Origin of the sequence: Bacillus sp. NMTD17, from assembly GCF_002998735.1 — a bacterium.
In the GTDB taxonomy this organism is placed as follows: Bacteria; Bacillota; Bacilli; order Bacillales; family Bacillaceae; genus Bacillus.
This window is the reverse complement of record NZ_PVRH01000004.1, coordinates 329450-344875: the sequence shown is the minus strand read 5'-3', so window position 1 is coordinate 344875 and position 15426 is coordinate 329450. Positions and strand designations below refer to the sequence as shown.

The following is a 15426-nucleotide window of genomic DNA, read 5'->3' as shown; positions in this document are numbered from 1 at the left end:
TTTGTTTACTCTGGTTTCAGCATGGAGAGGGCAACGCGGCCTTTTACCTGGTCAACGGAGTCCACCCATACAGTTACAATGTCACCAACTGATACAACGTCAAGCGGATGCTTCACAAAACGGTTGCTTAGCTTTGAAATATGTACAAGCCCGTCCTGCTTTACACCAATATCAACGAATGCGCCGAAGTCTACGACGTTTCGCACCGTTCCTTGCAGCTCCATTCCTTGCTTCAAGTCCTCCAATTTCAACACATCTGTTTTCAAAAGAGGTTTTGGGACTTCATCGCGCGGATCACGCTCAGGTCTTGTCAGCTGATCGATGATATCCTGAAGTGTAATGATACCAATATCAAGCTGCTCTGCTGCTTCGTCCAGTTTGACCTCTGCAATTTTCTCCTTTAACTGCTCTGTGCCAAGATCGTCTGGCGTCATCTTGATCATGCGTAAGAATTGTTTTGTTTCTTTATAGCTCTCTGGGTGAATGCCTGTACGATCAAGTGGATCTTGTCCGTCTGCGATGCGCAGGAAGCCGATACACTGCTCATAAGTCTTAGCACCAAGTCTTGGAATATCCTTGAGCTCTTTTCTGCTTGTGAATCTCCCAATCTCTTCGCGGCGCTTGATGATATTTCCTGCGACAGCTTTTGAAAGACCTGACACATATTGCAGCAGCGCCTGTGAGGCCGTATTGACGTTCACACCGACTTGGTTGACGACAGTCTCCACCACGAAGGTTAACGAGCTGTTTAATTGCTTTTGGCTCACGTCATGCTGGTATTGGCCCACCCCGACAGACTTGGGATCAATTTTCACAAGCTCTGCTAAAGGATCTTGTAATCTTCTAGCAATTGATATGGCACTTCGTTCTTCGACTTGCAGGTCTGGAAACTCTTCTCGCGCCAGTGCAGACGCAGAGTATACACTTGCCCCTGCTTCATTCACGATTAAATAGGACACCGGCTGATCCAGCTCTTGAATCAGGTCTGCGATGAATTGTTCGGTCTCTCTTGAGGCTGTTCCATTTCCAATCGCAATGACTTCAATGTTTGATGATTGAATGATCTCTTTCACTTTTTGTTTGGCTTCCGCTTTTTTCTGCACAGGCGGGTGCGGGTAAATGACGCCAATATGATGGACTTTGCCCGTATCATCCACGACGGCTAACTTACAGCCTGTACGAAATGCAGGGTCGACTCCTAGTACACGCTTCCCTTTCATCGGCGGCTGAAGAAGCAGTTTTCTTAAGTTTTCAGCAAAAATATGAATCGCTTGCTCTTCTGCCTTTTCTGTCAGCTCTTTGCGTATTTCTCGTTCGATTGAAGGCTGAATGAGGCGCTTATAGGCATCATCAATTGCCGCTTCAATAAACGGTCTCGCCGTCGTCTGCTTGCCTTTTATGACTTGCTTATCGAGATAGAAACGAATATTTTCAGCAGGTGGTTCGATGGCTGCCTTTAAGATGCCTTCTTTCTCTCCACGATTGACCGCTAGTACACGGTGGGGCACTATCTTTTTGATGGGCTCTTGATAATCGTAATACATTTCATAGACGTTTTTCTCATCGCTCTCGATGTCTTTTCCTGATGTGACCAGACTGCCCTTTTGGTACGTTTCACTGCGAATCCATTTCCGCATATCAGGATCATCAGCCAGCTGTTCAGCAATGATGTGCTGCGCGCCTTCAAGTGCCTCGTCTACACTTCTTACTTCCTTTTCTTCGTTGATAAAAGAAGCAGCCTTCTTCTCGATCTCATCGCTTGGCAGCGCGAGTACATATTCCGCCAGCGGCTCGAGCCCTTTTGCTTTGGCTACATTCGCCTTTGTTTTACGTTTTTGTTTGAATGGCCGGTATAAATCTTCGACCTCTTGCAGTTTATGAGCTTGTTCAATTTTTTGTTTTAATTCATCCGTCAGTTTGTCTTGTTCAGCGATTAAGCGAATGACTTCTTCTTTTCGGTTCATGACATTTTGGATATATGTATAGCGCTCTGAAATGGTTTGAATTTGCACCTCATCCAGTGAGCCTGTCTGCTCTTTCCGGTAACGGGCAATAAACGGGACGGTGTTGCCATCCTCTAAGAGCTTGATGACACTTTCAATTTGTTTTGTTGAAAGCTTTAATTCTGTTGCAATTTGTTTCAATAAAAAGTCAGATGTCTTCATACTTTGCATCCTCTCACTGTGTCTTCTCTTTTAGTGTATCAAAAAAACCGGCAAAACAGAAAAAAGGTCAGCTATTTTACATGAGCTGACCAAGTACATAGGTGAGATCGTCTTTCTTGTCTTGTGTGTATGTTTCAAGCTGTTTGGCAATGTCTGCAACTGAATGACTATGCTTTAAACACATTCTCATGTTTGGCACATTCAGTCCGTCTGAATACATAATGAATGTCGATCCTTTTTCGTAGGAATAGGTGTAAGTTTTATATTTTCTAGGTTTCCCTGATAAGTATCCTGATGTCGGAAGTGGATAAATATAGTCGCCAGAAGGGGCATTCAAGATAAACCGAATATTACCAACCGAACAATAGGTAAATTGCTGCTGGGAAAAATTCACCTTTAAGATCGCAACTGTGGCCCCGCGTTTATTTTTCATAGCCTGATTGCATCTGTCGATGAGGGTCGTCATATCCTCATGTCCATATTCTTCGACAATTTCGCTGACTAAAGAAGATGATTCATTGGCGAACTGACCGCTGCCTAATCCGTCTGCCACAGCACAAATTAGTTCTTCATCATCTGCTTTAATAAAAAAACTGTCCCCGCAGCATGATTTCCCTTCTTTATTCGATTGATAGATAATAGCATTCACATGCTCATGCTGTTCAATCTGCTTCATTACCCTAGCTCCATAGACGCATCTTCTGATAATGCATCTCGTAGCTTTTTAACTGCCTTCCGTTGCAGTCTCGATACATGCATTTGGGATATCCCGAGTAAATCGCCTGTTTCTTTCTGACTCTTATTTTGTAAATAAGTCAGATTGATAATCTCTTTTTCTCGATCTGTCAGAACATGAAGCACACTCTCAAGCATCATTTTTTGGTTTACACGTTCGTAGCCCTCTTCTTGTGAGCCGACAACGTCTAAAATGGTGACTGTACTTCCTTCAGAATCAGCCTCTACGCCTTGGTCAACAGACAGCGCTTGATAGCTTTTGCCCATCTCCATGGTTTCCAGTACTTCTTCCTCTGTGACATCTAGGTATTCTGCAATTTCTTGAACTTTAGGTGACTTTTGCGTCTCCGTTGTCAGATGATCAACTGCCATCTTGATTCTTGGTCCAAGCTCTTTGATTCGCCTTGGTACATGGACACTCCATGTTTTATCTCGTAAAAAGCGTTTGATTTCTCCGATGATGGTTGGAATGGCAAAGGCTTCAAATGATTTACCGACGAGCGGGTCATATCGCTTAATAGCGCCGAGTAAACCAATCATTCCAACTTGTCTGAGATCTTCATGAAAGCTTTTTCCTTTGGAATATTTTTTTGCCAGCATATCGACCAAGTTTGTATAGCATTCGACCAGCGTGAGCTGCGCCTGCTCATCTTGATTGGATTGATAGCTTTGGATGAGACGATCCACTTCATCTTTAGTTAGTTTCATAGTTTTGGATGGTTGTGTCATGGTCAACTCGCTCCCTGTTTAAAAACTTTGTCATCGCAACGGTAACTCCGGAGTTTGCTTGCACCTCGACTTCATCCATCAATGTTTGCATTAAGTATAAACCAAGACCTCCTTCTGCCAATTGATCGACCGTATGAGCAGATGTGTACGGTCCTAGGTCTTCCTGCTTTTGCTTAAAGTCAAAGCTACCGCCTTTGTCCGCGACAATGATTTCTAGACGATCCTCGTAGACAAGAAAGCGAACAGCTACCTCTCCATCTTCGCCATGTTCACCTTTGTAGGCATGCTGAACTGCATTTGTACAAGCCTCACTGACGGCAATTTTTAAGTCTTCAATCTCTTCGTAAACATAGCCCATTCGACTTGCTACGCCTGAAAGAGTCAGGCGAATGATGCCTACGTATTCTGGTTTCGCTGGGATTTTCATCTCGATTAGATCTACTGATTCGTTCATTGTACCCCACCCTCTGTCTTTGCAGAAATGTCAATGATGTCCTTTAGTCCAGTAATTTCAAACAACCTTACAAGCCGATCTGACAAGTTCTCAAGCTTTAATGTTCCACCTGCTTTTTGAGCCGCTTTAAACAGCCCAACAAATACACCTAATCCTGTACTATCCATATACGTAACATCCTTCAAACAGATTTCAAGATGCTCTCCCGCCTCGGCTTTAGGCATGAGCGTTTCTCTTAGCTCAGGTGCGGAGTACACATCGATTTCTCCGCTGACACTAATTTTCGTTTTTTGATCTATTTGATGCTCTTTCACTGTCATATTCATTATGCATTCACCTCGAAATTCTTGTTTCCTAGAATTTTATATACCCGCATCTTCACTTTCTAAACCTTTCTTTTGAGCACAAGTAAAGTGAAGTCATCGTGAAGCTGAAAATCTTGCAGCTTGAGTAAGCTGGCATAGATGGCATCGACCATTTCCTGAGCTGAGTAGGATAGGTGCTCTGCTATAAGCGCTTTGATATCCTCCCGCTCTAAGAAACCGTCCTCTGACTTAGATTCTGTGACACCATCAGAGAATAAGATCACCATATCTCCTGCGTCCAAGTGCTTCTCATACTGCTTGTAGTCAAAGTCTGGTGCGATTCCAAGGACAAGTCCTCTAGCATCTAAATCGTAAAATTGATTCTCTTTTTTGCAATAGAAAAAGCCCGGCTCATGACCAGCCGATGCGTATTTAAATTCATGTGTTTCTGTATTATAGCTGCCATAGAACATGGTGATAAACATGCTTGGGTCTACGTTTTGTTCGACAACACGATTAAGGGTTTTTAGGACCTTTGTTGGGCCGCTCCCTGACTCCGGCAAGGAATCCATCGCATACTTAATCATCGACATACAGAGCGCAGCCGGGATGCCTTTCCCAATCACATCTGCGATCGCGATATTGATTGTATCGTGATCGGTGACAAAGTGAAAATAATCTCCACTCATCTGTTTTGCCGGCACACTAATGGCACCAATATCAAAGGTGTCACCTTCTGGTATTTTCGTTTCCAGAAGGGTTTGCTGAACATTTGCAGCAATTTCAATCTCTGATTTAATTTCTTGCTGGATGCCTCTGAGTGTTAAATGTTCCTGGTAGGCAAGTCCGTACCCAATCATGACTTCAATTAAGAAGTCTAGTGAATGAAAGACATCTTCCGGCAAATCAGGGTATAGCTCCTGAATCACTTTTCGGTGAACACTCACTATTTCTTCAGGAGGTATTTGATGCTCAATGGTTTTTCGGCTAAATTTTTGAGCTTGATAAAGCGATGTTTCAGTTAGATCACTGATATAACGACTGAGCAGCTGATGATACCGCTGCTCCATTACCTCCTTAAAATCCATGGTTTCCCTCCTAGCGAAGCCACTTGACAGCTTGTATCTCCGTTCCTTGTTCTTGTGTAGAATCTAATTTAAAATCATCCATCAGTCTTCTGACTCCCGGAAGACCTGCTCCGAGTCCGCCTGATGTAGAAAAACCGTCTTCCATCACTTTACGTATATCCATGATGCCAGGTCCTTCATCGGCTGCAATGATTTTGAGTCCACGCTTTCCGCGCTCCATCACTTCTTCTATACAAATCTGACCTTTACCAGCGTATAAATAGATGTTTCGTGCTAATTCAGAAATAGCCGTCGTAATTCTTGCTTGGTCAACTGTTCCAAAGCCTAATTCTTTAGCAACATTTCGTCCCAGTTGTCTTGCCGCAACTATGTCCCATTCCGTCAAAATTTTCACACAGGATTGGTCTTTCATATCTATTCCCCCAATTCCCGCTTCAATGTCTCAAGCCCTTGTTCAAGATCTAATGCTGTCTGAATTTCTTCCAGTGATATACCAAGTTCAATGAGTGTTACAGCGACTGCCGGCTGTATTCCTGTTAATACAACTTTTGCCCCCATGAGCTTTGACATCGTGATGACATCGCCTAATACTTTTGCGATAAATGAATCGATCATATCAACAGATGTTAGGTCAATGACAACGCCGTTCGCTCCTGTTTCATGAATTTTATTCAGCAAATCTTCTTGAAAGTGAAGGGCTGTTTGGTCATCAAGCTCCCACTGTATCGAAATTAGAAGACAATTATATAATTTTAAGATTGGAATCTTCGGGTGATTTCTCACTGGGTTTCCCCTCCAATGAAACAATTTTTCGATTTGTCATTTCTAAAGCAGTTTGAATTCCTTTTTGAAGGGTATTCTTTGTTGTAACTTGAGATAAATCAATTCCAAGGGTGACGATGGTTTGGGCGATTTCTGGACGAATACCGACCAATAAGCATTTTGCACCTACTAATCTCACAGCCTCTGACGCTTGAATGATATGGTGTGCCACCATTGTATCGACGACAGGTACACCGGTGATGTCGATTAAGACCACCTGTGACCGATGCTTCACAACGCCATTTAACAGATTCTCCATGATCTTCTTCGCACGGTCTGTATCAATTGTTCCGACAAGAGGCATGACAGTGATGTGCTCAAACACCGGAATCAGCGGAGCAGAAAGTTCTTGTAACGCAATTTTTTGAAGGTTGACGGTTTTCTCCCATGAGATGGAGTAGTGATTCAATATTTCGTTATGAACTGGTGAGATGAACCGATCAATTTCCCATATGAGCTCATTACTTCCTTGTTCAGTATTTTTGTCACTGTTCATTTTGTGATATAAGTGTGAACGGATTTCCGTTAGCCCTTTTGCCAGTAACTTAAGTGATATACCCATTTGTACAATTTTTAAAGCAAAAGATTGCACTTTTTCTTCAAAATCCTCAGCATTCGCCTCTGAAAGGGATGCTAGAATAAGCTGGACATATTCGGAACAAATCGTTTCATACATTTTATCGTTTAGCATCATGTCCGTTTCTTCTTCTCCGAGTCGTTTGAAGATGTCAGTCCATTCTTTTTCTAATTCCTTTTGGTGCGCTCTCGCAAAAGCTAACACGATATGATTCGACATATTTTACCCCCTACATACATAAAAAACAATAACTTTCATTCTCTCTCCATTATAGCCTTAATAAAAAATGAACACAAAAAAAAGTTGCTCACAGGAGAGCAACCAAATATCACCATATTAAAAATCAATAAGAGCCAAACTAACTTGTAAGGCTTCATCAACCTTCTCCATCATCTCATCATCAAGATGTGTGATTTTATCTGTCAATCTTTGTTTATCGATTGTACGAATCTGTTCCAAAAGAATGACAGAATCTCGTTCAAAGCCGTAGCGCTTTGCATTGATTTCGACGTGAGTCGGTAATTTCGCTTTTTGTATTTGGGCTGTTATGGCTGCAACGATAGCAGTCGGGCTGAAGCGATTTCCAATGTCATTTTGAATCACCAATACTGGGCGAACCCCGCCCTGCTCGGAGCCAACAACAGGAGATAAATCAGCAAAGTAAACATCACCGCGTTTAACAATCAAATGTTTAACCCCCGCTGACTAATCGCTCAACTGTATTCTCAGCCTCAAACTCTGCGTATTGTGCCTCTGAAGAGATATTCAGATTAATTTTCGCCATCTCCATGTAGCCGCGTCTCATCGATTCACGATTTTGTCGAATATTACGTTCACGAATATACGTTTTTGTCGCTCGGTAGATCAATTCATTTCTTGTTACCTTATCCTGCTCTGCTACTCGTTCGATCTCAGACATTAAAGTCTCCGGCAGTCGAATCTTCATTTCGTTTGTTGCGCTGGATTCAGACAAAAAACATACACCTCCACAAAACTTACGGATACCGTATCGATCCATTCCAAGACTAATCATACCATTATTCAATGCACAAGCAAAGCTGTTTTTTCATGATTTCTTATTAGAACATGAAGCGGCTCGCCACCCGTAAATCAAGATGATAATGGAGTTCCTCTTTCCCATTATACGCTTTTTTCCGAAAATCATACGGTATTTCCAAAATCTCTAAAAAAGGGAGAATGTTTACCCTACTTTTGTCGAATAAAAAAGAACGAAGTCAGTTTGACCATCGTTCTTTTGAACACTGTTTATAAAAAGCTTGGCCCGCTTTGAAGCAGCGGATTCCGTACATGCACTCTTTTGCCGTCCTCCATATATACTCTTGGGATGCGGTGGCCAATCGAGCAAGTGACTTCATAGTTAATGGTTTCAAGCCTTTTTGCGATTTCATCGACTGATACCATGTCTCCCCCTTGCTTACCAATTAAAACGACCGGCTCCCCTACTGGAAGATTGTCTTTCAGTTCAATCATGAATTGATCCATGCAAACCCTTCCTGCGATCTTCCGGCGCTTTCCGCCAACGAGCACTTCCGTTCCTGCCAGCTTCCTGATCCACCCATCTGCATAGCCGACTGGAACCGTGCCGATCCACGTATCTTGATTGGCTGTATACGTCGCCCCGTAGCTGACACTCTCACCCTTTTGAATGTGCTTCACATGGGCAAGCTTTGTATGAAGAGACATGGCTTCTTCCAGCTTGAAAGGCAATTCATCCTTGATTTCTTCTGACGGTGACAGCCCGTACATACTGATGCCGAAGCGAACCATATTAAACAAAACGTCTTTAAACCTTAGACCTGCTGCACTGTTGGCGCAATGAACGAGCAGCTTGTCCGTATGAAGCGGCTCGAGCAATGTTTGAAAGGTATCGACCTGCCGATCAAAGTAGGCCTCATCCTTTTCATCTGCTGTCGCAAAGTGAGTAAATACGCCTTCCAGCTGTAAATAAGAGTGTTCACTGACAAGCTTTTTCACTTCGTTCACTTGCTCTATCGTTTTCACACCTAATCGGTTCATTCCGCTGTCTATTTTCAAATGAAAACGTATAGGTTGTCCCATCTGCCCTTTCATCATTGTGGTGACTTCTCTCAGCCAATCGATGGAGTAAGCGGTCATGATGACATTGTATCGAACGGCGGCTTTGACATATTCCGGCGGTACGGCGCCGAGTACAAGAATCGGTGCTTTGATGCCTTTATTTCTTAAAGAAACGGCCTCATCTAAAAAGGCTACGGCTAATAAGTCTGCTCCTGCTTTGAGGGCAGCTCTTGCCACTTCTATATCTCCATGTCCATATGCATTGGCTTTCACCACAGCCATCAGTTGAACACTTTGACCAATATGATCTTTCATATGTGAAACATTATGCTTAATTGCTGTTAAATTAATTTCTGCCCATGTGTCTCTATAAAAGGCATTTGTGTCCATCCGTCACACTTCCCTATTGAATGATTCAATACCTTCATTATGATACTAAAAATCAAGAATAATGTGAAACAAATCAAAAAACATCAGCCCTTGCATAGGGCTGATGTTTCATTTCCAAGGCTCTCGCCTGAGATATTTATTTATTTAGCTGACTGGCCTTCTACACTCTTTGCAACCATCAAGAGCTCTTCCTTCGATAGATCACTTGAAGAAATCAAGTAGTCCACTCCGTCAGATGTCCATGAAAGGGATTGATCTGTGAGAACCCCAACTGTCATGCCAAGGTCGACTGGCTCGCCGTTCATCGTCACAGGCGTAGATGCTTCAGCTACTCTCGCTTTTTCCTGAATGAGTGTGAAGGATTTCTTACCGCCATACGTCATCACATAACGTTTCCCAGCATCTGTCATCATTTCTTTCTCTTCCATCTTCTTCACGCCCTCTGGCATATCAACTGGCGTTTTCACCGCAAAGCTGTCAGATGAGTCTGCACTTGTGGCTACATCCATTTGAGAGAGTGTCATGTTTTTCTTCTCATCAAATGCATCTTTGTCAAAGGATTTATTGAATTCAAAGTGAGAGAATTCCACTTTCACCATTGGCTTTTTGTCGCTATCCAGTACTTTCACACTGGCAGGCGCCATTGTTTTTTTATGAAAGGTAATCTCTTGGGTAGGCAGCATTTGGTTGTGCTGATAATTGGTTTTGGTTTCGAACACATACTTTGAATCTTTCGCTTTGAACTGAGCTGCACTGTCATTTTTAATGTCCTTCACGAGTGACTCAAATAAGTAGACCTGACTGCTATTATTTGGCCAATCACTGTGGAAACGGAAGCTCTTGTTCAATGAAGGTGTCAGCACAAACACACCATTGCCATTTCTTAAAATGACTTGACTCTGATCCTTTTTCGGATTTTCTAAATAGACACGGTAAAGTTCCGGCTTCTTGTACCAAATTTCTACTCGATACTCCTGCGGGTCATTTCCTGTCTCAATGGTCATTTTTGCTTTGGCTTTGTATGATGTCATTTCCTCTGCCTTTTTGTTTAAATCTCCAACGATATCCTGCTGAGATTTTTGACCGCATGCGGAGAGAATCAGTACAAAAAGGATTCCCGTTACAAGCAAAACAAAGCTTTTTCTCACCCTTTTCAACCCCTTCGTTAATTGTGTTAAAAGGAAGAAACCGCTTGTTTGACTTTAACAGTACGCCTCAAGAGTTAACTGTGTACCGCGAACCATCAAAGCCTGTTAGCAACTCGCCCTTCCTTATCGCACTACCCAATATATGAAGGGGGGACAAACAATATGCAGACTAGCTTGACAACCTTTCAATTAAAACTTGTGCAGCAGCATATTCTTTCGTGTGAGTGATGGACACATGAACCTGGTCGCCCATCGTTTTCTTGCTTTTGATGAAAGGTTTTCCATGTTCGTCTTTCTGGATTTCCAAGTCATGAAAGCTTAAATGCCGGCCGATTCCCGTTCCGTAAGCTTTAGCGAAAGCTTCCTTTGCTACAAACCTTCCCGCCAAAAATTCCAGCTGCCTCTTTTCACTGAGTTCGTTAAAGATGTCTTGTTCACTTAACGTTAAAATTCGTTCTGGTAAACGAGGCTGTCTGTTAAGCACTCGCGCGAGCCGGTTGATTTCTACAATATCAATGCCTATTCCTTTAATCATGAGGTACCTCCTATGATACTCGTACTAATTTGGATGTTCTCTTCATAAACGTGTTACTATAAACTTACCATTATCTAGTCAAAAGGGGTTTGTTATGTTTATTCGAACGGAGAGCTTTCAACAATTTATTAGATCGTATCCAATCGTAACAACGATCCTTGCTTTGCAAATTGGTCTGTGGCTTATATTTGCGATTCCTATCCCTCTTATACAGCTTGGTCACGACCATCTCGTCGGTTTCAATTATGGGGTAGCTGCCGGAGAATGGTGGCGGCTCGTCACACCTATTTTCCTTCACGGAAGTCTGACCCATATTTTGTTCAATTCTATGTCCTTGTTCTTATTCGCTCCAGCGCTTGAGTATTTGCTTGGGAAGGTTCGATTTCTGATCATCTATCTTGGTGCAGGGTTCATTGGCAATCTCGGAACCTATTGGGTAGAGCCTTTAGAGTATGTACATGTCGGCGCTTCTGGTGCCATCTTCGGTTTGTTTGGCGTTTATTTATACCTTGTTCTATTTAAACCGCACATGATGGACCGCGGCAATTCTCAGGTGATCATAACGATTCTTGCAGTCTCTGTCATCATGACTTTCGTTAACTCAAACATCAATATTATGGCTCACTTATTTGGATTGATCGGCGGCATGCTCCTAGCACCTCTTACGCTATTTTTCCATTCAAAAAAAAGACGCTACTAACCTCATAAAAAATGTCGATCACTCCTATGAACGGGAAGCTGATCGACATTTTTTGTTTAAGAAGATTTATTTTTTTCATACGAATACCAATCCATTACACGTGCAGCATCTTCTTCCTCAAGGTGATGCACACCAAAGGAATCAAGCAGTGCAGAGGATTTCACAAAGGTGTGAATACTCGCCAATCGGCCTTTCTTTTGGAAGAAAGATTGCGTCATCGTATAGTTTTGCATTCGTTTTCTCAAGACAATGCCAGTGGTTTTGCCAATGCCTCTTGATGTCAGTTGAATCAATGGATCTTTGATCGTATAGCCTGATTGTTTATAAGCTAAATAGCCAAAAACCAAAGCAATAGGAAGCGGAATAAGTGCCAAATACCCCCATGGCGGAAAACGTACAGATAGGATCACGCCGACAAGTAATGGCACAAAACCGAAAGAGATCAGGTAGCGTTTGAGTGAACGCTTTGGCACCTTTTTCAGTTCAGCTTCTGGCGCCAAGTGATAATGATCTGTGAATTGAGACAGCAGTTCGTTGATTTTTTTCTTCCGAATAAGCGGAAATAAGACGGAAGAGGTTTCTTTTTCTGTAATAGAACCTCCTGCGCTCACAAGCATCACCGTCGCAAAGCCAAAAGGCTCACGGAGAATATTTTCTTTGATTTTCACTGCTTGAATTCTCGCAAGTGGAATGGTCATTTGATGCCTCTCGATGAGCCCTCTTGTGATGATGATGTCTTTCCCTTTTCGTTTTGCGGTAAAATTCGCATATTGAAGGGCTGTTACCCCAACACTAAGAATCCACGCAATCAATACGGCAAGAAATATGAGAATCGCATAAATCTCAACACTCGCATGACTTAAAAAAGAGAACCGCTTAAAGAATCCGTCCAAAGGAAGAATTTCATCTATTTGTGTGTAAATGGCAAGACACCCGGAAATAATGACTCCGATTCCGCTTGAAGTGGTCGCAGCCAAAAGCAGCTCTGGTACACCCATCCGATAGGAAACATTCATTTCTTCTACAGGTTGTTGCGCTGTCAGAGGATCATGCGGAACATCCCTATTTTCATCCAACACCTCTTCTTGCTGCAAGCTTTTCTTCCGGTTGAAAATTGATTGCTTTAATTGTTCCGCTTCTGCTTTTGTAATCGCCGTCAGGCTCACTTCCGGACCGTCCGTTCCGCCTGCTGTTTCGATTTGGACCCGCACCAAGCCGAAAATCCGCTGGAAGATACCTTCACTTGTATTCACGGTTTGAATTCGTTCTAACGAAATATATTTTTTCTTTTTTGTGATGACGCCCGATTCCACGCGAAATTCATCATCTTCCATCCGGTAGGTGAATCGCCTCCATGCTAAAACGGTTGAAACAGCTTTCCATAAAAGAAGCACACCAAGAATGATAAATGCATAAAAACGAATGCTCGAATTCGAGTTCACAAAAATAAGCACGAAAAAAGGGATAATGAAGTTTTTGATCATGGATACGGCATCTGATATAAAATCAATGAACATCGAGATTGGATGTACACGTTTTGGTTCAGACATCATCTTCCGTCACCCTTGCTAAACGAGATATGTAATCACGAAGCTCATCTGCTTCTTCTAATTCTAGCGCCGGTATATCATGAACTGTAGCAGCAGTCGATATTTGAACAGATGCCAAACGGTAGCGCCTTAAAAGCGGTCCTTGCGATGTATCGACATGCTGGACTCGCACCATCGGCACAATCACACGTGTGACACGAATGAGTCCATGCTGAATTTCAATTTCATTTTCGAATACTTCGTAGCGCCAGATGCGATGACGGATTTTCGGTATAAGCCAAATGCCAAAAATGACCTGTAAGACCCATAAACCGGCGAGGATGGCGCCAATCCAATATGGCCATTGAAGATAATAACTAGCAACAAATACCCCAATGATGATGAGTAAGAAAATCAATGAGATAATTCCATTTTGAAGACGCCATACCTTTAAACCATTTAAACTAATTTGACGTTGCGGCTGTTTTCTCACATTCTTCCCCCATTCTCTTACTTTTCTATCAATATATTACGAAACAAAGCCTAAAAAGTTTCAACAAACCTGTTAAAAAAAGCGAATCCTGCAAAGGATTCGCTCTTGAATTAGTTGTTATAAGATTTCTTTTGACGACGATCGTTAGAAGAACGATTGCGGTCATTTGAAGAACGCTTTTTATCACCGTAAGATGAACGGCTTTTCCCGCGATAGCCGCCTCCGCCGCCACCGTCTCTACGTTTAGAAGAGCTGCGGTTGTTACGATTGCGTTTTGAAATCATTGGTGCTTCATCTGTCAAACGAACAGGCGTTGCATCTGGCTCTTTTGTCATCATTTTGATGGCAGCCGCAACCACTGTGACAGAATCATTATCTTCTAGCAATTCAGCAGCAGCTGTCATGTAGAAGTTTAAGTTGTTTTCACTGATGATTGTGCGCAGACGATCAATGGTTACTTGCTGTTGACCTTCAATTGCTTCATCTAGAGTTGGTTCTTTCATACGTTCCATTTTACGTTTAGTCGTTTGCTCAATCGCACGAAGCATATCTTTTTCACGCGGTGTGATAAATGTCACCGCCATACCTGTACGTCCAGCACGTCCTGTACGTCCAATACGGTGTACGTAGCTCTCTGGATCTTGTGGCACGTCAAAGTTATACACGTGTGTTACGCCTGAGATATCAAGTCCACGTGCTGCAACGTCTGTTGCTACAAGCACATCGATTGAACCTTCTTTGAATTTACGAAGCGCAACCATACGTTTTGCTTGTGTCAGGTCACCATGAATTCCTTCAGCTGTATAACCTCTAAGGTTAAGCGCTTCTGTCAATTCGTCAACACGGCGTTTCGTACGGCCGAAGACAATTGAAAGCTCAGGTGATTGAATGTCAAGAAGACGAGTCAATGTGTCAAACTTCTTACGCTCGTGGATATCCAAGTAGAACTGTTGGATGTTAGAGACAGTCATTTCTTTTGCTTTTACTTTTACATGTTCTGGGTTTGTCATGAAACGCTCTGCAATGCGCTTAATTGGTGCAGGCATTGTCGCAGAGAATAAAAGTGTTTGGTGTTCACTTGGTACATTTGAAAGGATCGATTCAATGTCTTCGATGAAACCCATGTTTAGCATTTCGTCTGCTTCATCAAGCACAACTGTTTCAACATTTTGAAGACGCATTGTACGACGGTTAATGTGATCGAGTAAACGTCCTGGAGTCCCTACGATGATATGAGGATTTTTCTTGAGCGAACGGATTTGGCGGCCGATATCTTGTCCACCGTAAATCGGAAGTACGCGCGCACGCTTGTCTTGGCCAATTTTGTATAGCTCTTCAGATACTTGAATCGCTAATTCTCTTGTTGGCGCAATGATAATCGCTTGGATATTTGGAGACGCTGGGTCGATTTTTTCTACAAGAGGAATACCAAATGCTGCAGTTTTTCCTGTTCCTGTTTGTGCTTGTCCAATGACATCTTTATTCTGAAGACCGAGAGGAATTGTTTCCGCTTGAATCGGTGTTGCTTCTTCAAATCCCATGCGGTTAATAGCTTTCATGAGACTTTCGCTTAATTGAAAATCTTGAAACGTTATAGTCAAATTATTCAAACTCCTTCTAATTGCTGTTTCAGTAATCTCGTGAATGATCATTAAAAACTGCCCTTTTCCGAAAGGACAGGTCCATTATATACAAAGC

General features: G+C 42.5%; 18 protein-coding genes. 1 reads left to right on the top strand and 17 read right to left on the bottom strand.

Features of this window, described 5'->3' with window-relative positions; translation table 11 throughout:
- Positions 1-5: 5 nt before the first annotated feature.
- From C6347_RS13955 to acpS, 14 genes are all read right to left on the bottom strand, one after another.
- A complete protein-coding gene (locus tag C6347_RS13955; protein ID WP_060595596.1) occupies positions 6-2165 on the bottom strand; it encodes a Tex family protein in 2160 nt (719 codons plus the stop codon).
- A 76-nt stretch (positions 2166-2241) separates the two neighbouring features.
- On the bottom strand, positions 2242-2841 hold the full coding sequence (locus C6347_RS13950; protein ID WP_034663944.1) for a PP2C family serine/threonine-protein phosphatase: 600 nt from the start codon (positions 2839-2841) through the stop codon (positions 2242-2244).
- Complete coding sequence (gene sigB, locus C6347_RS13945) at positions 2841-3629, bottom strand: RNA polymerase sigma factor SigB (protein WP_012009000.1); 789 nt, start codon at positions 3627-3629, stop codon at positions 2841-2843. Before sigB ends, C6347_RS13950 begins: the two co-directional genes overlap by 1 nt.
- Complete coding sequence (rsbW, locus tag C6347_RS13940; protein WP_060595595.1) at positions 3595-4083, bottom strand: anti-sigma B factor RsbW; 489 nt, start codon at positions 4081-4083, stop codon at positions 3595-3597. The genes sigB and rsbW overlap by 35 nt, the downstream gene beginning before the upstream one ends.
- On the bottom strand, positions 4080-4409 hold the full coding sequence (locus tag C6347_RS13935) for an anti-sigma factor antagonist (protein WP_060595594.1): 330 nt from the start codon (positions 4407-4409) through the stop codon (positions 4080-4082). The genes rsbW and C6347_RS13935 overlap by 4 nt, the downstream gene beginning before the upstream one ends.
- A gap of 59 nt (positions 4410-4468) precedes the next feature.
- Entirely contained in the window at positions 4469-5476 is a 1008-nt protein-coding gene (locus tag C6347_RS13930; protein WP_060595593.1) for a PP2C family protein-serine/threonine phosphatase, read from the bottom strand.
- 10 nt (positions 5477-5486) lie between these two features.
- Complete coding sequence (locus C6347_RS13925; protein WP_060595592.1) at positions 5487-5888, bottom strand: anti-sigma regulatory factor; 402 nt, start codon at positions 5886-5888, stop codon at positions 5487-5489.
- A 2-nt stretch (positions 5889-5890) separates the two neighbouring features.
- The gene (gene rsbS, locus C6347_RS13920) at positions 5891-6259 is read right to left on the bottom strand and encodes an RsbT antagonist protein RsbS (protein WP_003214235.1); all 369 of its coding nucleotides are present in this window, start codon (positions 6257-6259) and stop codon (positions 5891-5893) included.
- The gene (locus tag C6347_RS13915) at positions 6219-7094 is read right to left on the bottom strand and encodes an RsbT co-antagonist protein RsbRA (protein WP_045210228.1); all 876 of its coding nucleotides are present in this window, start codon (positions 7092-7094) and stop codon (positions 6219-6221) included. Before C6347_RS13915 ends, rsbS begins: the two co-directional genes overlap by 41 nt.
- Positions 7095-7211: 117 nt before the next feature.
- Positions 7212-7562, bottom strand: a complete 351-nt coding sequence (gene ndoA / locus C6347_RS13910) for a type II toxin-antitoxin system endoribonuclease NdoA (RefSeq protein WP_003214169.1) — start codon at positions 7560-7562, stop codon at positions 7212-7214.
- A 4-nt stretch (positions 7563-7566) separates the two neighbouring features.
- Positions 7567-7848: a hypothetical protein gene (locus C6347_RS13905; protein WP_012008995.1), complete on the bottom strand. Its 282-nt coding sequence runs from the start codon at positions 7846-7848 to the stop codon at positions 7567-7569.
- Between the two features lie 293 nt (positions 7849-8141).
- On the bottom strand, positions 8142-9323 hold the full coding sequence (alr, locus tag C6347_RS13900; protein ID WP_060595591.1) for an alanine racemase: 1182 nt from the start codon (positions 9321-9323) through the stop codon (positions 8142-8144).
- Between the two features lie 140 nt (positions 9324-9463).
- Positions 9464-10480 (bottom strand): LolA family protein, encoded by a 1017-nt coding sequence (locus tag C6347_RS13895; RefSeq protein WP_106037124.1) that lies wholly within the window; start codon positions 10478-10480, stop codon positions 9464-9466.
- Positions 10481-10640: 160 nt separating this feature from the next.
- A complete protein-coding gene (acpS, locus tag C6347_RS13890; RefSeq protein ID WP_034663960.1) occupies positions 10641-11006 on the bottom strand; it encodes a holo-ACP synthase in 366 nt (121 codons plus the stop codon).
- 94 nt (positions 11007-11100) lie between these two features.
- On the opposite strand from acpS, the gene C6347_RS13885 reads away from it, so the two are divergent.
- Positions 11101-11706 (top strand): rhomboid family intramembrane serine protease, encoded by a 606-nt coding sequence (locus C6347_RS13885; protein WP_060595589.1) that lies wholly within the window; start codon positions 11101-11103, stop codon positions 11704-11706.
- A gap of 56 nt (positions 11707-11762) precedes the next feature.
- Here the strand turns inward: C6347_RS13885 and C6347_RS13880 are convergent, their stop codons facing one another.
- The 3 genes from C6347_RS13880 to cshA form a co-directional block, all read right to left on the bottom strand.
- A complete protein-coding gene (locus tag C6347_RS13880; protein WP_060595588.1) occupies positions 11763-13259 on the bottom strand; it encodes a PH domain-containing protein in 1497 nt (498 codons plus the stop codon).
- Positions 13249-13728, bottom strand: a complete 480-nt coding sequence (locus C6347_RS13875) for a PH domain-containing protein (RefSeq protein ID WP_003214135.1) — start codon at positions 13726-13728, stop codon at positions 13249-13251. The genes C6347_RS13880 and C6347_RS13875 overlap by 11 nt, the downstream gene beginning before the upstream one ends.
- Before the next feature lie 110 nt (positions 13729-13838).
- Complete coding sequence (gene cshA, locus C6347_RS13870) at positions 13839-15329, bottom strand: degradosome RNA helicase CshA (protein ID WP_060595587.1); 1491 nt, start codon at positions 15327-15329, stop codon at positions 13839-13841.
- Between the last annotated feature and the right edge of the window lie 97 nt (positions 15330-15426).